Here is a 17241-nt window from a genome sequence, read left to right as displayed (position 1 = left end):
TGATTGTTCATTGAACCTATACAGCATTTCCGGATAGTCAGATTTCCACATTATCTCATTGCTGCCACTGATTCCTGTGGTATAGATAAAACTGCTCGTTCACGCGGGATAAATACAAATATATTTTTCATGATCATTTTCAATCAGACTAGTATAAATAATCATGATTATATACTTATGCTGATTATATTAGCACATCGGAAAACATAGAACAATCTAATTATCAGCTTTTTTTTTAGTAGATAATGTATAATAGGCACACTAATGTCAATCTAAAGTTACTATGCAGAATGTAGGGGTGTTCATAAATGGGAAATAAGAAGATTCAAAGAAGTCGGATGTGGAAATACTTCGTTGATGCGACAGCGGAAATAATTGAAGAAGAAGGGATTGAAAATGTTACAATCCGAAAAGTGGCCGATCGGGCAGGCTATAATAGTGCGACCATTTACAATTACTTTACGGAGATTTCACATTTGATATTTTTCGCTTCCATGAAGTTTTTGAAAGCATATACAGATGACGTGCGGAACGCTATTGAAAAGGGGAAAAATCCGTTAGAAAAATACATACACTCATGGGAATGCTTTTGTAAGCACTCCTTCCTACAGCCGCAAATCTTTCATGCTGTATTTATCATGGATTTAGGTAATCATCCTGAAAAGCTCTTGGCAGAATACTATGAAATTTATCCAACTGATCTAATCAGTTTTCCAGAAGAGCTTAAACCCATTCTATTTGAACGTAACGTGTCAAAACGAGGTCGGTCCATTTTGGAAATCGCTGCAAATGAGGGCTTCATCGATGAAGTGGACATTGATAAGGTCAACGAGATGACGATTCTAATTTGGCAAGGTATGCTCACTAATCTATTAAATAACCGGACAATTCATGTAGCAGAAAAGCTTTCGGAAATCACGATGGATTATATAACGGAGATTATTCACTATTCGAGTAAGCAAGTGTCTTAATCGTTTAAAGCAATACTTGTGCGCTAAACAGCGGTGATTCCATTGGATACCGCTTTTGCGCTTTGGGGATGCCTTAAAAGAGGTACCTGTGTCAGACACAAAGACATATAACTCAAGCAACAAAGTAAATATAAAAAAATATAGAGAAATCGCATAGGTGTTGATTTACTTTGTATTATTATAGAATTGTATTGTATTTACTGAATAGTGCCACGCACAGGTGCCTAAAATCATTTGCAAACAATCGGTTTCAGCTTAGGTTCCGTATGGATGATGTTTCTTGTAGCGGCACGTATTTGGACCACTGTCAGTCCAGTGCAATCATCGATATGACTATTCGCCTTGCTCAAGCTGCCGAGTGTCGGAAAAGCCAGTTCGATTTTTGCTTGTCAGTGAAATGCGTGTGAGAATTTTGCATACACAGTCAGTTATTGCCACCTGTTATCGCGATGATTTGATCAACCATCGACGTTCTACTCACTTCTAGTGAAAAGATCATTGGCTTATAGCCCCCTCCCACTGCTTGAAGCGCAATATGATTCAACGTGTCGGTCTTTTCCCATTGACGGTCGTGCAGCTATGACAATTAATTCAGCTGGATGAAAAGCCGTCTAACAATCCCAAGAGGAAGTGCAAGTTGCCCCTTCTACAGAAGGCAATTTTCCACTAGCAATAACCTAAGAGAATAAAAGAATTAAAAAAGAACTAGTCGAGAACGATCTCGACGTTGTGTCTGTTATTGATTATTTACATGACAAAGCAAACAAGCAATTTGAAGCATCTTCAAAGGCGACAGCGCAATTTCGGTAGATTTGGAGAGAATAAAAAACGGATAGAAGAAGTTTCGTAGGAAGTATTTTTACGAAAAAAATAATTCAAGTAAATTACTAGAAATTTAGAAAACATTATCACCCACTTTTAATTGACAATAATTACCGTGAAATAAGTACTCTAAGTTCCACCGGATTCAAATTGAATAAATTGGCTATCTAAACTGTACAAGTCTCTTAATGTGCAGTGTGATTCGGAACGTGTTGGAGTTACAAATGATATTGCACGAACCGGTCTTTATTTAACTACGGAAGAAAATAACATTGTTACAGGTAAGATCTTATTCTAGACGGCGGAATGACAATTACGAAATAACATAAATTAGATAATATAACATTTAATATACTTGGAATAAAATCAAAAAAGTAACTATTTAGCTAATATATTTGACGCTTACATATCGATAGTGATAATATTCAGTATATTAAAGAGAGGGGTTGTACATAAGAATGAAAAAGATTTTAAGTGTTTTGATAGCAAGTCTAGTACTTTTAATTGCTGTACCTAGTGCTAATGTGTTTGCTGCATGTTCTTATGGACCTTGCGGAGGTGGTGGATCAACAGAAGAAAGAATCACACTTGGTTCATATACACTAACGAAAGCACAAACAAAAGAAATTGCAGATAATATGAAGGCTTTATCTGGAGCAGGTGCAGCAATAACAGCTACTGCGGCTACAAGTGCAGCTGAAAAGATACTAACTAAGTATGGGTATAAATATGGTCCCTACGTTACAGTTGCAGTACTAGCAGCATCTTTGTCAGGTATGGCTGTTGCAGATGTTGACATCATTTATGCTGCTAAAAATGGTAAAAGAGTTAAAATCTCTATCACAGATAGTAAGAACTACCATACTTCATATTCTATAAGGGTAATTTACGAAGTAGTAAATTAAACTAATTGATTGAAGGATTAAGAGTTTCCCAAACAACTACGGCTTGGGAAACTCTTTTTAGTTATTCATCTTTTGAAACTTTTTCTTTGTTTTTTAAGATATTATAAATATTTTTAATTATTGATACACTCATTATTAAAGGAAAAAGAATATTAATTCATAAAGGCGTTTTGTAAGGTATAGCACTATAAATAATTATAAGAGCTGTAATCCAAAGAATAATGTTAGTAATTAAATTGTGTTTTTCAGATTTAAACATAGAAATCTATCTCCTTATTGTTAACGCCTCTAAAAACTTCATCAAAGCCGTCGATCCACAATTCAAAAATTAATGGCATATGAAATTCTACGGTAGTACCAATCTTTTCGTTGATTTCCTATAGCTGATACTCGTCTAAAATCGGTTTTGTTTCTTTCTCATAATCAATATTCATTTCCTTTAACATGGAAATATGTTCGGGCAACATCATTGCAGTCCACTTTTTCCTGCCTCTGTCTTTATAATTTTCAATATCCATTAAGCGCCCTCCTTTGTCGTAGTGGTCCCATCAAAAGTATATTGACCAACTTAAAAGCACGGAATTGATGTTCTCGGTAGTTCACAATCATCCATGATTCCTTATAAACCCTCGATTAATCCCTTGGCGTTTGCTTTAGTTAAAGAAGAGATTTCTTTAATTCGATTCAATAGTCAATAGAATTAGCTATCTGAACTAAAATTTCAAGAGTAATCTTTTCGGACATTCTTTTATCTACACTAAACCTATATTGTAAATTATATTTTTCAAAAACCAATAAGATTGTACCTCTTATTCTCAACAAGTATGTAGTGTTTCCACCCTTTCCACCCTTGAGTATAAATTCTGACGGAAATGAAGGATATGAAATCCAAAATGAATGAACGGTTTATTGCAGTGGATGCACGTTTTGATTCAGTTGAGAAAAAGCTTAATGGCATCGGTGGTCAATTTGAAGAAGTAGCAAAGAACACAGTACACCTGCGTTTTAGGTAGTGTGAATATTACAAAATCCAGTTTGTGCGAACTTTTCCATTTGAGTTATAATGTATATATAAGGTAAAGGAGGTTCACTATGAACAACGAAGATCCATCGATTAAAGAGGATATTAAAAAGATAAAAGAGAAGGATCGTAGAGTATTGTTTTGGGGATTTTTGGTCTTATTGTCGTACTTGATTTACTGGGTCAATTTTAAAGAAGAATTCTTAATTGAAAAGAAATCCCCTTCTAGAGAAAATGAAGTAATAATTAATGAATACGGAAATGGAATTCTTATGGGTTCACAGACAGTTAAGATCTACTTTAAAGAAGACGGAGAAACTAAGAAAACTAAAAAAATTGACATTGATAATGATATGCAATCTAATCACGCATCAAGATACAATATTGCTTGGAAAAATGATAACACAGCTTTACTATCAATGGAATTCGAAAATTCTACAAGATACTTAGAATATAATTTTTCTAATAATACTATTGAAATTGATATAGTTGATGAATCGGGCTATTGACCCATTTCTCAAGTCGTAATAAGGGATAGCCGCTTCCCTTTCAGCTGCTCAAACAACTTCTCCACAGTCCCAATCCCTACATTCTCATACTTCGCGAGAATCACCAATTCCTTCGGCAACTGCCCAACTGTTTCTATCTGGTCTTCATTTAACTGTCTAAGAAGGCTCGTACTTCCCGTGAATTATCTGCAGTGAATGGAATTTCGGAAAGTTCTTCTGTCACGACGATGTAGTCCGCTTTATAAAAGAAGAACAGCTCACCTGGGCGTTCCAAAGCAAGTTTTCTTCTAACTTTTTCCTCTTCAATATAGACCTTTAACTCCTCAAAAAACTTTTCGTCGTGCTTCTCACCAAACCGTTTTACATGTTTGTGAAGCCCTTCGAGATTGTTCGGCAATTCACTCATGATGCGTGCCTGTTGTTCTGCTCCGAGCCTGACAAGGAATGTTTCGGATTTATCGAACCGCTGCGGTAACAAAAATGCATCACGTAAGAAATACGGAACTTCAAGTTGTTGTCCTTTGTATGTTAGCGTACGGATCGTTGTGTAGCCTGGTCGTTCGGGTTCTACTGGTGTCATTACGCCCGTAGTTGCAACCACTTCGCTATGTACTGATTCATCAGCCGGCTTCTGCACGGATGCAATGAGCAATTCTTCGAGTGACTTGAGGCGTACTTCTAGTTCGGTAATGTCATAGGCTTGTTCCGCCCGAAGTGATGGGTCTTGGTAATCGGGAACTGTGACATCGACGGGGCCATACACTTCGACGTACCATTTGACGATTGTATAGACCGCTTCCCACGATAAAAGTGCTTCGGAGTAGCGGAACATGCGGGAATCATGTGCTGCTTTATTGCCGATTTGGCGGATATGATGTAGGGCATCGCGAATTTCGGGTGTTAAATAGCCGTTTTCATTGAGCAGATCGAGCCGTTCCTTTAAATTTGTCCACGGCTCGTCGGGTAGCTTTTCTGCCTGTATGACTTTCTGCAATATATTTTCGATGAATATTCTTGCGTGTGTAAGCATTGTACGGGGGCTTGTGAATATACTATTTTCAAGTTCACGTGCAACGTATGCGTGTTCTTTGGATAGTGGTTCTAGAAAATTATAGAAGTAAAGTTGATTGTCCATGTGACCTTTCCTCCGACCGTGTGAATTTCTCATACTAGTCTTATTTTACCGCAATGATATTGACCATGCGCTTCCATAGTATAGTGACGTGAAGCTTGGTAATAAAGAGGTTTTCACTTCCCCATCGCCGAATTGTTTAGTAATAAAGGAAATGAATCGAAAAGGAGGTTATGTCTGTGGAGCTTCTCACTGTGTTCGTTATTGTGTCGTTAGCTGTTCTCGCAACTTCAATAATAGGATTGTTTTTTGTTCAACAATGGTATTTAATACCGCTAGGCGTCTTTGCTGTATTGACTATCTTGACATTCATATTTTTTAACAAGTCGTTCTTTATTTGGGTCATCGTATTGACAGGTTTTTCAGCAATTGTAAGTTTTGGTATGGGGTTAATCCGAAAAGGAAATGATAATCAGAAGTCTGTTGTATGAAGTTTGCGTGGTGATTTTTCTTCAAGACAAATAACTTCATTGGTTTAAGAATTCACGATTGTTCTTAAAATTAAATGCTGCTTTACGTAACTCCTGGAAATTCCACGACGATTACTTCTACCTAAACTGGATCAACCAGTCTACTTCATTTGTAACGCCAACTGTTTATTTATCTTCAGAAATCAACTACCCGTAAGAATTACACTTATCGATCCGATTGCTGCCGCAACTCCGATATCGCCGAACATCATTGTAGATAGCATCAATCCGACTCCGCCAACTATGAGTAAAAGAATGCCAATGATTTTCATGAGATTTTCCCTCCTTTTTATTAGTTATTCATGTTTGGACTTCCTCTCGTTTCTTACTAGTTCATTTGCAACAAGTGATCATTCCATTTCTTCCAACGCATCCGGATAGACAGCGGTACCGAAGACTTCTCCCGTGCTGGCATCTTTCGTGTGCACGGTGACGTTCAGTTTGTCTGCATTCATTCCGTCGAACGCTTGGTAGTACATGCCGGACATTGCAAGGCCCAGTGTGGCAAATCCGTCAAAACTGTTTTCGAAAGCAGCTTTGTCTACGACCACTGTGAATTCAGAGAATGTTCCATTATGCGTAATGTCTTGAATCGATGTAGTCTTCATCGTCTACTATTTCATCGACATAGTTCGTTACGTTCGTTTTCATTTCTTTCATCATTTTCATATGCTCTGCTTTTGACATTTTATATGTAACGGATCCATCTTCATTTTTCGTTACATTTTTAATTCCATCCTCTTTTGCTTCAGCGATCACATTATCGATATCTTCCTTTCCATGAATGTGGACGGAATATAAAGCTCTTTTGAAAGTTCATTCGGAAAGACAGCTGAAATTCATTCATATACTTCCCCTTCATTCGAAACGAAGTTAAAATTCATGATCCTATCAACGTTTTCCTGGGCGTACAAGGGAATTCATCCGTCGTTCTCTATGTGTAAGGCACAGCTTTCATTTTTCATAAATAGAGTATGCTTTGGTTAGACTCACCTTGTGTATAATTTATTGAATAAGAAATCGGATAAATATAAGAAGAAACTGATACAAGGAGGATTGGCGATGAATATTCTAATCGAGTTGATCTACCGAACACCAAAAGGCGCAGAAACCGTATTCCGCTCTGATGAGATGCCGGCTGCACAAGCTGTACTGTTTGCGGAAGACATGGAGCGGACTGGGCGCGCTAAAAACGTGGTATTCATTGACCGCTTCGACAGCACGTGGACGGTCAAGGAAATGAAGGGCTATCTGAAAGGTATCGAAACCGAACCGCATAACGTCACTGTTTATTTCGACGGCGGCTTTGATCGTGAGAGCAGGAGATCGGGTTTGGGTTGCGTCATTTATTATGAGCAAAGCGGTAAATCATACAGGTTGCGCCGGAATGCACCTTCCGCCGAACTCAAATCAAATAATGAGGCGGAATATGCGGCACTCCACTTGTGCCTCCAGGAGCTCGAGCTTTTGAATGTCCATCATCTACCGGTCCGATTCATCGGGGATTCCCAGGTGGTGATTAACCAGCTGACCGGAGAATGGCCGGCGCTCGAGAACAGTCTATCGGACTGGGTGGACCGTATTTATGGGAAACTGAAAGACCTAGGTATCCAGCCGGAGTACGAACTGGTGCAACGGAAATTAAATTCAGAAGCGGATCGGCTGGCGACACAGGCGTTGAATGGGGTTGCGATTACGGCTACGATTGAAGTAACAGAAAAAGATACTTGAACACTTTTGGGGCATTGGAAACATTAAGCTTAGTTGGACACTTCCAAATTTCAAAATAAATATTTTTTATAGTGGTTTATCTTAATCCTTCGCGGGTATACAAAGATTACAAGGCTAAACTACCGAAGGATGAACCTCGTAGACGAGTAACCTACAGGCAATTCCGACGCTGAACTGCACAGCCTTGGCGGAAAATTTGCTTTGCTGACGATAGGTACACTTTTGGAAAACCGAGTAATTAGGTTCGAATCTCAACGTGTTAATCAAGCAGTAAGCGTTACGTTTTTTGTTAAAGTGCAACTTGAAGACTGGCTTCAAACATCGTCAGGAAGAACAGTTTGTGTCATTGAAAAACTATCAAATTTTCCGAGTGCAACCCCTTTTTATCGGGGAATAGAAACAGCATGGTCCTTTTCGGATCATGCTGTTTCTTTGTGTATGCAACTATGGGTTATTCGCTTTTCTTCTGGTGAGGTAATGAAGCCTATTGTGTACCATCAAAATCCGGTATGACGTTTTTTGTTGGCTGGACGCTTCGCTATTTTTGTGGGACACTTCTGTACAATGGTTGGATACTTCTCTAGCCACGTTGGAAGCTTGCGCGAAAAGGTTGGACACTTTTCACTTTGTTGGACACTTTACTAACTTCGTTGGACATTCCCATACAATGGTTGGAAACTTTTCTACTTACGTTGGACACTCCCCCGCAATGGTTGGACACTTCCCTGAAAACGGATCACTTCCACTTCGTATGAAAAGCCCCTTTTTTATCAATACGCTCATAAGTATGCGCACCAAAATAATCGCGTTGCGCTTGAAGTAAGTTTGCACTTGATTGACCCGTTCGATAACTATCATAATACGTGAGGGAAGCACTTAACGATGGGAATGACATGCCGGACATGACACTCTCAGCTACAACTTTCCTCAAACCCGTTTGATAGTCTTTTGTTTTTTCCACAAAGTAAGGGGCAACCAATAAATTAGCGATTCCCGTCTGTGCATCTTCATACGCTTCGCTGATCGTGTTTAAAAATTCAGCGCGTATAATGCAGCCGCCGCGGAAAATTAGGGCAATGTCTTTTAAAGGCAAGTTCCAGTCGTTCAATTCTGAAGTCATTTTGTACTGCGTAAATCCTTGCGCATACGCACAAATTTTCCCCATATATAAGGCTTGTCTTACATTTTCAATCCACACTTCTTTATCCAGCTCTTCATTTCCTGTCGCCGGACCAGCTAACACACTTGCCGCAAATACCCGTTCCTCTTTTGCATGAGAGATATAACGGGCGAATAGCGATTCCGTAATAATGGAAACGGGAATCCCATTATCGATTGCTTGTATACTCGTCCATTTTCCTGTACCATTTTGACCTGTTTTATCAAGGATTACGTCGACAAGTGGCAATCCCGTTTTGTCGTCCATTTTCCTTAGTATATCGGCAGTGATTTCAATCAAGTAACTCTTCAGTTCTCCCTTATTCCACGTTTCAAAGATGTCTGCGATTTCATTCAAAGGAAGTTGTAGTCGTTCTCTTAAAAAAGTATACGCCTCGGCGATGAGTTGCATATCCGCATATTCAATACCGTTGTGCACCATTTTCACAAAATGGCCTGCACCTTTTGGACCGATATAAACGCAGCAAGGAACGCCTTCCACTTGGGCTGCAATTTTGGTTAGAATCGGAGCTACTTTTTCGTATACTTCTTCGACGCCACCAGGCATGAGGGATGGACCTTTTAAAGCCCCTTCTTCGCCGCCGGAAACACCGATTCCTAAATAGTCGATTCCAATCGCCTGTAATTCGTCAAATCGACGGGCCGTGTCTTCATAATTTGAATTGCCGCCGTCCATGATGATATCGCCTGATGATAGGTGGGGGATTAGTGAAGAAATGACTGTATCGACCACTTCACCTGCTGTGACCATCAGAAAAATTTTTCTTGGAGATTGCAAAGATTGCACAAAATCTTGTAGTTCATAATACGGATGAATCTGTCCGTTTTCACTTTTTTGCAGAAGTTGATCTGTTAAATCTCTTGTATAATTATAAACTGCTACTTCTTCACCCTTACTTGCCATGTTTAACGCGATACTGCTGCCCATCACGCCTAGACCAATAACTCCAATTGTATGTTTCATCTATTTTCGACTCCTTATTTATCAAGTTTCGGTAAGTTTCTTTGATATTTCGCGATACTTTCATATTCATTGCCTAAAACTCTGGATACATTAATGAATATCGGTAATAGCTTTATGTACTCATCAACAGCCGATTCAACAGGTGTATGCTTATACGTACTGCCTACCATGTCGGAAACAACGTCAAATGATTCGATTTTTCCTGTTGCATATAACCCTAAGATACATGCACCTAGACACGAGCTTTCATAACTTTCCGGGACAATCACTTCCAAATCGAATATATCAGCCATCATTTGGCGCCAAATAGCTGATCTAGCAAAACCGCCCGTTGCTTGAATCTTCGTTACTGGTTCGTCCATAACTTCCAGTAGAGCTAAAAACACAGTGTAGAGATTGTAAATCACGCCTTCAAGCGCCGCCCGGATCATATGCTCTTTTTTATGCGACATCGTCAATCCAAAAAACGAGCCCCGCACGTCAGGATTCCATAGGGGTGCACGTTCACCTGCCAAATATGGGTGGAATAACAATCCATCTGAGCCTGGTCTTACACGTTCTGCAATTTTCGTTAGCACTTCATATGGATCAATGCCTAGCCTTTTCGCCGTTTCCACTTCTGCTGACGCAAATTCATCCCTGATCCAGCGGAGTACCATTCCGCCATTGTTGACAGGTCCGCCAATGACCCAATGTTTTTCGGTTAGTGCGTAGCAGAATATCCGCCCTTTTTCGTCTGTTTGCGGTCGGTCAATGACTGTTCGTATTGCGCCGCTCGTGCCGATCGTCACAGCGACTTCTCCCTTACCGATCGCATTCACGCCGATATTGGATAGCACTCCATCGCTTGCCCCAATGACAAACGGTGTTTGCGGGTCGATGCCGATTTTTTCTGCAATTACCGTATGACAGTTGTTAAAAATCTCGGTTGTCGGCACTAGCTCGGACAACTGCTCGGGCGTGACACCGGCGATTGCCAATGCTTCTTCATCCCAATCCAGCTTCTTGAGATTCATCATGCCCATGGCTGAAGCGAGGGAATGGTCCACGACATAGCGATCGAAGAACTTTTTAAAGATGTATTCTTTTATGCCGATATACTTTTTAGCTTTTACCGCTATTTCAGGACGATCATGCACTATCCAAGCTATTTTACTTAACGGGGACATTGGGTGAATCGGTGTCCCCGTCCGTTTGTACACTTCATGGCCATTTAGCTCTTCTTTTATTTTACGTGTCCAAGCTTCACTTCGATTATCCGCCCAAGTAATACATTGTGTCAGCGGTTGATCATTTTCATCCATCGCAATGACGCTATGCATCGCGCTGCTGAATGAAATGAATAGTAATTTTTCCGTCGCTATCCGGGACTGTTTCATTATCGTTGAAATCGCCTTCAACACGGCTCGATAGATTTCTTCCGGATCCTGTTCAGCTGTCGAAATATCCGGCGTGTAAAGTGGATAACCGATATTCTCCTGCTGAATGATCTCACCTTTTTCAGTGAATAAAACCGCTTTCGTACTTGTCGTGCCTACGTCTATACCTAACATATAATTCGTCATCTTTTTTGCTCCCTTCCTTTGGTGAGCATTTGTTGCGACTTCCAAAGGTCTTCTACTTCATTTTGAACATTATCGAAGTTTTGATGTAATGCTTGAATCATGATTTCCCTGTCTTTTGTTTTGATGGCTTCAATATAAAGCTGATGATTTGTCAAGATACGTGAAAAATCATCGTGTTTTTCCTGTAAACGCATGCGCATCGATAAAAGTATCAAACTTTCCATGACAGGTTTCGTATTATTCCATATTAACTGGATGTAGGAATGGTTGATCGAACGAATTATCGTTTCATGAAATAATACATCTTGATAGGAGAATTCATCGGCATCCCTATATTTAATGGCGACTTCCATCATTTCGAGTATTTTGCTTAGGTCACTTACCAAATCACTCGTGTCCATCTGTACAATCCGTTCATATACAAACGTTTCTATGAGTAACCGTACATCATAAAATTCTTTTATGTCTTGATCCGTTAGACCGACGACAACTGCACCCATTCGTTCCAATCGGATAATATTTTCAGATGCTAAGATTTTCAATGCTTCGCGAATAGGAGATCGACTCACTTCAAATTCCACTGCCAATTTGTTTTCTGATAAGACCGTGCCCTTTTTCACCATGCCAGAAATAATCCGCATTCTAAGCTCGCATGCTAAACGCACACCAGTGGAAGCGTTTGCAATCCATTTTGAAGGGTATAAAAATTCCTTATCGTCACTCATCATTTCACTTCCTCGTCTGAACAACTACATACTTGTATACAAGTATGATAGTACACATACAACGAAATGTAAACGGTTTTACGACGTTTAGAGGGAAGAGTGGAGACGACCTTTCAGGAATAGGCCACAAAAAACTGCCCGCATAAGCTGGATGATTTCCAACTCATGGGGCAGCCTCTTCTTTGATTGTGTTAGCCGGATTATCTATTAAACAAATAGACTTAGAAGTAAAACGAAACCAAGACCACTCACTGAGATAATCGTTTCAAGCACTGTCCACGTTGCGAATGTCTCTTTCATCGTTAAGCCGAAAGACTCTTTAACGATCCAGAAACCAGTGTCGTTAACGTGTGAGGCAATGATACTACCGGCACCTGTTGCCAATACCATCAATTCTAAATTGACATCTGTACCTGCCATCATCGGAATGACGAGTCCAGCTGTTGTTAATGCTGCAACCGTTGCCGATCCTTGTGCAACCCTTATGACGGCAGCGATAAGCCAAGCCAAAATTAACGGTGATATTGAACTGCCTTCAAACAGGACAGCGACATAATCGCCAACTCCTCCATTGATCAACACTTGCTTAAGTGCACCACCGGCACCAAGAATCAGTAACATCATACCGATTGCCCGAACCGCGTTTTCTGCAGATTCCATAAGATCTTTCATCGGAATTTTGCGTGCGATACCCATTGTGTAGATTGCCAGTAATACAGATAACAACATAACAGTCGTTGGAGATCCAATCATTGTCACTAGGTCAAAAAATACGTTCTGCGATTCATTTCCATCTTCTATTAATTTAATGATTGTTGAAAATGCCATCAAGATAACCGGGAATAGCGCTGTGAATGCACTGATACCGAATCCTGGTGTATCTTCCAGTTTAAATTGCTTTGTTTCACCGATCGAAGCGATACTACCGCTTGTACTATCTTTATCGAAAGCTTTCGGTACAAACTTTTTCGCGAATTTTGTAAAGATCGGACCTGCAATAATGACGATCGGAATTGCGATCAGGAAACCATAAAGCAAGACCAATCCTACGTTTGCGCCGAATTCATTGGCAATAACCGTAGGGCCTGGATGCGGCGGTAAAAATGCATGAGTTGCAGATAAAGCAGCCGACATCGGAAGACCTAAATATAAAAATGGTACTTTTATTTGTTTTGAAATTTGATAAACGATCGGAATCAATAACACAAGACCTACTTCAAAGAATAACGCAATACCAAGTATGAATGAAGCAACAACAACAGCCCATTGGATATACTTCAATCCGAATTTACCGATCAACGTCATAGCAATACGTTGGGCACCGCCTGAATCGGCGATTAGTTTACCAAGGATCGCCCCTAGCCCGAAGACTAATGCGATACTGCCTAACGTTCCACCCATACCACTTTCAATTGATTTGACAATTTCATTAATCGGCATACCTAAAGCTAACGCTATTAAGAATGAAACAACCACTAATGAAATAAATGTATTTACATTAAATTTCATGATCATTATAAGTAAAACAACAATCCCTAAAGCCACAATTAGTAACGGCATAACTCTCTCTCCCCTATTTACAATTCTATTGTCTATTTTTTACTTATGTGTTATGGATTTAACCGGGTCATCTCACGTGGAAACGGAAAACTCGCTTGCTGATTTTATCAACAAGATCCTCTTGCTATTAACGTTGGCGGTAAACGATATACCTCTGCTTCACTTTGGTTTTCTTTGCTAATTTGCCGCATGAGTAATGTAACCGCAAGATTAGCCATTTCAATCATCGGTTGTGAAACCGTCGTGATCGAAGGCGTGTAAAAACTAGCAAATGGAACGTCATCTATGCCGATAACTGCCACATCATTAGGAATCTTCAACTCGTGTTCTTTTATGTATTTCAATATTTCCATAAGCACGATATCATTGCCTGCCAATATCGCGTTTGGTGGTGCCTCAAGATTGAATAGTTGTTCAAGGGCTGCAGGAATGGCATCCGCATCAGCCGTTTTCACATAATCTGATGTGACATTCAATTGATGATTCTCTAATGCCCTTTTATACCCTTGAATACGTTCAATCCGTGGACTAATATTTCTGATGATTGACGTCGTGACGATGGCGATTTGGCTGCAACCGCTTTCAACGAAATGGTTGACGGCTAATTCCGCCGCTTTTTCGTTATCGAGCAGAACAGTTTCAATCCCTAGATCAGGGATTGTTCTGTCCATAAAAACAAGTGGGAAACCGGATTTTTTCATCCTCTTGTACAAGTCTATATTTCCGCCTGTTGGAAATATGATAATTCCATCCACCTGTTTTGCCATAAGCATCTCGATATATTCTTTTTCCTTATCCGGTTCATCATCCGCGTTGCAAACAATTATATGAAATCCTTTTTCGTATAACTTGTTTTCAATCGCCCGGATAATATGAGTAGAGAACGAGTGAAGAATATTCGCCACAATGACCCCTACTGTAAAAGTGGACTTCTGCGTTAAGCTGCGGGCTACTGTATTTGGACGATAATCCAATTCTTCGATCGCCAACTCAACCCGTTTTCTTGTAAGCTCGCTCATATACTCATATCGTTTATTCAAAAATTGGGAAACTGTGCTTTTTGAAACACCGGCATGCTTTGCTACATCCGCGATTGTAATGTTCTTCAAATGATCCAACTCCATTTTCTAACTTTACATTATTATACACCGGAGTAAGCCATGAAACCTCCATCTACTTGAATAGTTGTTCCCGTCACAAAACCGGAACACGATTCATCAACAAGAAACAGCATTGCACCAAGCAAATCTTCAGGTTTACCGAATCGTTTCATCGGTGTAGCCGTAATGATTTTAGTGGAGCGCGCAGTATGGCTGCCGTCTTCATTGAGCAGCAGGTCCCGATTTTGAGTTGTCAGGAAAAAACCTGGTGCAATCGCGTTTACTCTCATTCCCGTTTCTGCGAAGTGGACAGCTAACCACATTGTGAAATTGTTGATGGATGCTTTTGCTGCACTATATGCCGGGACTTTCGTCAATGGAGAATATGAACTCATTGATGAAAGATTGAGTATTGAAGGTGTTCCCGTTTTTAATAATTCTTTACCGAATACTTGCGTTGCCAAAAATGTACCAGTGAAGTTAGTGGAAAACACATTGGAAAAACCGTTTTCATCCAGATCAAAAAATGTTTTGCCTTCTTCCTGTTCATCATAGCTCTCCGGATCCGTTACCGCATCGGGATGATTGCCGCCCGCTCCGTTAATGAGTATATCAATTCGGCCAAATTGGTCAACGATTTCTTTCTTTGCCTGTTCCAGGGAAGTTCTGTCTAACACATCCGCCGCGACTGCGAGCGCTGTACCACCAGCTTCTTGAATGCTGTCAACGATTTCCCGACCCTTTTCGGCATTGCGATTCAGAATCGCCACTTTAACACCTTGGCGCGCTAATTCACGCGCCATTTCTGAACATAATATACCACTTCCCCCTGTTATGACGGCTACCCGTCCTTTGAGGTTGTCATGAATTGGTATCATCATGCATCATTCTCTTTTTTCGCTTCATATGCATCCCATAGTCCGAGCAAATACATGATGCCTAACGCGCGGTCATATAACCCGTAACCCGGTCGGCAAACTTCTCCCCATATATGGCGGCCATGGTCAGGTCTGACGTATCCGTCGTAGTTTTGCTTATGCAACTCTTCAACGATACCTTTGACGTCAATCGAACCATCTTGCGTATAATGGGATGTCTCTACGAAATCACCGTTGTCGTAGATCTTCACATTACGAATATGTGAAAACGGGGCACGAGAAGCATATTTCTTCGCGATTTGAACCATATCGTTATCCGGATTCGCACCCATCGAACCAGTACACATTGTAAAAGCGTTTGACGGTGAATCAGAAATCGCAATCAATCTTTCGTAGCTTTCCGGACCTGTCATGATGCGCGGAAGACCAAAGATGGACCATGGTGGATCATCCGGGTGAATCGCCATTTTAATGCCGCAAGCCTCGGCGACAGGTAAGATTTCTTTCAAGAAGATTTCAAGGTTCGCCCATAGTTGCTCTTCATCCACTTGTTTGTACGCATCGAAAAGTTCAGTGATCTTATCCAATTTCTCCGGTTCCCAACCAGGCAGCGTCAGATCCGAAGCTTCACTAACTGTGCGGATCAATTCTTTCGGATCTAGCCCGTCCACTTTCGCTTTTTCATAAAACAAAGCCGTGGATCCGTCTTCCAACGGATGGAACATTTCCGTCCGCGTCCAGTCGAATATAGGCATGAAGTTGTAACAGATGACTTTGACGCCGAACTCCGAAAGATTGCGGATTGTCTCTTTATAATTTTCAATGTATTTATCGCGGTCTTCATTGCCGATTTTAATCGCTTCATGGACGTTTACACTTTCAACGACGTCCGCATGGAAGCCGAATGATTTTATGTAATCGATTTCTTCTTTAATGTCTTCTTTTTCCCAAACTTCCCCGGCAGGTATTTGGTGCAATGCCCAAACGATACCTTTTGTGCCCGGGATTTGTCTTATTTGATCGAGTGTGACCGTGTCATTGTCTCTTCCGTACCAACGAAATGTGATATTCATGATGCCACTCCTTTTATTGTGCGATTTTGTTTATATATTCTTTACTAAGTTCCACTACTGCTTCGTAACCGCCCGATTTGTATGCTTTATTCAAATCGCTGCCGATACCGACGGCAACTGCTCCTGCAGCAAGCCAATCGTTCATATTGTCCAGATTGATGCCACCTGTCGGCATAATCTTCACTTGCGGCAACGGTCCGTTCACCGATGTGATGAATGATGGCTCAAAGCCGTTTGCAGGGAATAGTTTCAATACATCACAACCTGATTCCAATGCTACCACCATTTCACGGATCGTCATACAACCCGGGAAATACGGAATGCCATAGCGGTTGCAAATGCGTGCAACGTCTTCATTGAAATGAGGACTTACTACGAACTTTGCACCAGCCAAGATGGCATGACGTGCAGTTTCGGGGTCTAACACTGTGCCTGCCCCTAAAAGAATGTCTTCATGTTGTAATTCTTCAAACACTTTTTGAACTTGCGGAGTCGTATACGTCAATTCGATTGCCCGAATTCCACCTTCAGCAGCCGCTTTTGACAACTGGATAGCTTCTTCCGCATCATTCCCACGAATGACCGCTACGACTTTAGATGCCGCTATTTGTGCATGCGTCTCAAACTTTGACATGA

Annotated in this window: 18 protein-coding genes; 5 read left to right on the top strand and 13 right to left on the bottom strand. The window is 40.6% G+C overall.

Annotation, left to right across the window (positions count from 1 at the left end; all coding sequences use genetic code 11):
- Positions 1–308: 308 nt before the first annotated feature.
- Both HDC33_RS05615 and HDC33_RS05610 read left to right on the top strand, forming a co-directional pair.
- Positions 309–971, top strand: a complete 663-nt coding sequence (locus HDC33_RS05615) for a TetR/AcrR family transcriptional regulator (RefSeq protein WP_179391511.1) — start codon at positions 309–311, stop codon at positions 969–971.
- 1280 nt (positions 972–2251) lie between these two features.
- Positions 2252–2698: a hypothetical protein gene (locus HDC33_RS05610; protein ID WP_179391510.1), complete on the top strand. Its 447-nt coding sequence runs from the start codon at positions 2252–2254 to the stop codon at positions 2696–2698.
- Positions 2699–3075: 377 nt separating this feature from the next.
- Here the strand turns inward: HDC33_RS05610 and HDC33_RS05605 are convergent, their stop codons facing one another.
- Entirely contained in the window at positions 3076–3216 is a 141-nt protein-coding gene (locus HDC33_RS05605; RefSeq protein ID WP_179391509.1) for a YolD-like family protein, read from the bottom strand.
- 574 nt (positions 3217–3790) lie between these two features.
- Here HDC33_RS05605 and HDC33_RS05600 point away from each other — a divergent pair.
- The gene (locus tag HDC33_RS05600; RefSeq protein WP_179391508.1) at positions 3791–4228 is read left to right on the top strand and encodes a hypothetical protein; all 438 of its coding nucleotides are present in this window, start codon (positions 3791–3793) and stop codon (positions 4226–4228) included.
- A 148-nt stretch (positions 4229–4376) separates the two neighbouring features.
- Here HDC33_RS05600 and HDC33_RS05595 read toward each other — a convergent pair whose 3' ends face one another.
- Entirely contained in the window at positions 4377–5363 is a 987-nt protein-coding gene (locus tag HDC33_RS05595; RefSeq protein WP_255457304.1) for a DUF4145 domain-containing protein, read from the bottom strand.
- 176 nt (positions 5364–5539) lie between these two features.
- Between HDC33_RS05595 and HDC33_RS05590 the strand changes: the two genes are divergently transcribed.
- A complete protein-coding gene (locus tag HDC33_RS05590) occupies positions 5540–5791 on the top strand; it encodes a DUF2651 family protein (protein WP_370457409.1) in 252 nt (83 codons plus the stop codon).
- Positions 5792–5973: 182 nt separating this feature from the next.
- On the opposite strand, the gene HDC33_RS16510 is transcribed toward HDC33_RS05590, so the two are convergent.
- The 3 genes from HDC33_RS16510 to HDC33_RS05580 all read right to left on the bottom strand — a co-directional run bounded on the left by HDC33_RS16510 (position 5974) and on the right by HDC33_RS05580 (position 6598).
- Positions 5974–6102, bottom strand: coding sequence for a hypothetical protein (locus HDC33_RS16510; protein ID WP_255457303.1), 129 nt, complete (start codon positions 6100–6102; stop codon positions 5974–5976).
- A 78-nt stretch (positions 6103–6180) separates the two neighbouring features.
- Positions 6181–6438 (bottom strand): hypothetical protein, encoded by a 258-nt coding sequence (locus tag HDC33_RS05585; protein ID WP_179391506.1) that lies wholly within the window; start codon positions 6436–6438, stop codon positions 6181–6183.
- The gene (locus tag HDC33_RS05580; RefSeq protein WP_370457451.1) at positions 6404–6598 is read right to left on the bottom strand and encodes a hypothetical protein; all 195 of its coding nucleotides are present in this window, start codon (positions 6596–6598) and stop codon (positions 6404–6406) included. Before HDC33_RS05580 ends, HDC33_RS05585 begins: the two co-directional genes overlap by 35 nt.
- 294 nt (positions 6599–6892) lie before the next feature.
- Here HDC33_RS05580 and HDC33_RS05575 point away from each other — a divergent pair, with 294 nt between their 5' ends.
- Positions 6893–7561, top strand: coding sequence for a ribonuclease H family protein (locus HDC33_RS05575; protein ID WP_179392640.1), 669 nt, complete (start codon positions 6893–6895; stop codon positions 7559–7561).
- Between the two features lie 736 nt (positions 7562–8297).
- Here the strand turns inward: HDC33_RS05575 and gnd are convergent.
- The 8 genes from gnd to HDC33_RS05535 all read right to left on the bottom strand — a co-directional run bounded on the left by gnd (position 8298) and on the right by HDC33_RS05535 (position 17239).
- Positions 8298–9704 (bottom strand): decarboxylating NADP(+)-dependent phosphogluconate dehydrogenase, encoded by a 1407-nt coding sequence (gene gnd / locus HDC33_RS05570; RefSeq protein ID WP_179391504.1) that lies wholly within the window; start codon positions 9702–9704, stop codon positions 8298–8300.
- Positions 9705–9718: 14 nt separating this feature from the next.
- A complete protein-coding gene (gntK, locus tag HDC33_RS05565; protein WP_179391503.1) occupies positions 9719–11269 on the bottom strand; it encodes a gluconokinase in 1551 nt (516 codons plus the stop codon).
- A complete protein-coding gene (locus tag HDC33_RS05560) occupies positions 11266–11994 on the bottom strand; it encodes a GntR family transcriptional regulator (RefSeq protein WP_179391502.1) in 729 nt (242 codons plus the stop codon). Before HDC33_RS05560 ends, gntK begins: the two co-directional genes overlap by 4 nt.
- A gap of 207 nt (positions 11995–12201) precedes the next feature.
- The gene (locus tag HDC33_RS05555) at positions 12202–13554 is read right to left on the bottom strand and encodes a gluconate:H+ symporter (protein WP_179391501.1); all 1353 of its coding nucleotides are present in this window, start codon (positions 13552–13554) and stop codon (positions 12202–12204) included.
- A 107-nt stretch (positions 13555–13661) separates the two neighbouring features.
- On the bottom strand, positions 13662–14663 hold the full coding sequence (locus HDC33_RS05550; protein ID WP_179391500.1) for a LacI family DNA-binding transcriptional regulator: 1002 nt from the start codon (positions 14661–14663) through the stop codon (positions 13662–13664).
- A gap of 32 nt (positions 14664–14695) precedes the next feature.
- Positions 14696–15532, bottom strand: coding sequence for an SDR family oxidoreductase (locus HDC33_RS05545; RefSeq protein WP_179392639.1), 837 nt, complete (start codon positions 15530–15532; stop codon positions 14696–14698).
- On the bottom strand, positions 15532–16605 hold the full coding sequence (uxuA, locus tag HDC33_RS05540) for a mannonate dehydratase (protein WP_179391499.1): 1074 nt from the start codon (positions 16603–16605) through the stop codon (positions 15532–15534). The genes HDC33_RS05545 and uxuA overlap by 1 nt, the downstream gene beginning before the upstream one ends.
- A gap of 13 nt (positions 16606–16618) precedes the next feature.
- Positions 16619–17239 carry a bifunctional 2-keto-4-hydroxyglutarate aldolase/2-keto-3-deoxy-6-phosphogluconate aldolase gene (locus tag HDC33_RS05535; RefSeq protein WP_179391498.1) on the bottom strand — a complete coding sequence of 207 codons (621 nt, stop codon included), beginning with the start codon at positions 17237–17239 and terminating at the stop codon, positions 16619–16621.
- Between the last annotated feature and the right edge of the window lie 2 nt (positions 17240–17241).

This window comes from Sporosarcina sp. JAI121 (genome assembly GCF_013408665.1).
GTDB lineage: Bacteria > Bacillota > Bacilli > Bacillales_A > Planococcaceae > Sporosarcina.
The sequence above is the reverse complement of the archived record's forward strand: the minus strand, read 5'-3'. Positions and strand labels throughout refer to the sequence as shown.

Coding starts and splice junctions, on each gene's coding strand:
- HDC33_RS05615 (WP_179391511.1), top strand. CDS start 309: ATGGGAAATAAGAAGATTCAAAGAAGTCGGATGTGGAAATACTTCGTT.
- HDC33_RS05610 (WP_179391510.1), top strand. CDS start 2,252: ATGAAAAAGATTTTAAGTGTTTTGATAGCAAGTCTAGTACTTTTAATT.
- HDC33_RS05605 (WP_179391509.1), bottom strand. CDS start 3,216: ATGGATATTGAAAATTATAAAGACAGAGGCAGGAAAAAGTGGACTGCA.
- HDC33_RS05600 (WP_179391508.1), top strand. CDS start 3,791: ATGAACAACGAAGATCCATCGATTAAAGAGGATATTAAAAAGATAAAA.
- HDC33_RS05595 (WP_255457304.1), bottom strand. CDS start 5,363: ATGGACAATCAACTTTACTTCTATAATTTTCTAGAACCACTATCCAAA.
- HDC33_RS16510 (WP_255457303.1), bottom strand. CDS start 6,102: ATGAAAATCATTGGCATTCTTTTACTCATAGTTGGCGGAGTCGGATTG.
- HDC33_RS05585 (WP_179391506.1), bottom strand. CDS start 6,438: ATGAAGACTACATCGATTCAAGACATTACGCATAATGGAACATTCTCT.
- HDC33_RS05575 (WP_179392640.1), top strand. CDS start 6,893: ATGAATATTCTAATCGAGTTGATCTACCGAACACCAAAAGGCGCAGAA.
- gnd (WP_179391504.1), bottom strand. CDS start 9,704: ATGAAACATACAATTGGAGTTATTGGTCTAGGCGTGATGGGCAGCAGT.
- gntK (WP_179391503.1), bottom strand. CDS start 11,269: ATGACGAATTATATGTTAGGTATAGACGTAGGCACGACAAGTACGAAA.
- HDC33_RS05560 (WP_179391502.1), bottom strand. CDS start 11,994: ATGAGTGACGATAAGGAATTTTTATACCCTTCAAAATGGATTGCAAAC.
- HDC33_RS05555 (WP_179391501.1), bottom strand. CDS start 13,554: ATGCCGTTACTAATTGTGGCTTTAGGGATTGTTGTTTTACTTATAATG.
- HDC33_RS05545 (WP_179392639.1), bottom strand. CDS start 15,532: ATGATACCAATTCATGACAACCTCAAAGGACGGGTAGCCGTCATAACA.
- uxuA (WP_179391499.1), bottom strand. CDS start 16,605: ATGAATATCACATTTCGTTGGTACGGAAGAGACAATGACACGGTCACA.
- HDC33_RS05535 (WP_179391498.1), bottom strand. CDS start 17,239: ATGTCAAAGTTTGAGACGCATGCACAAATAGCGGCATCTAAAGTCGTA.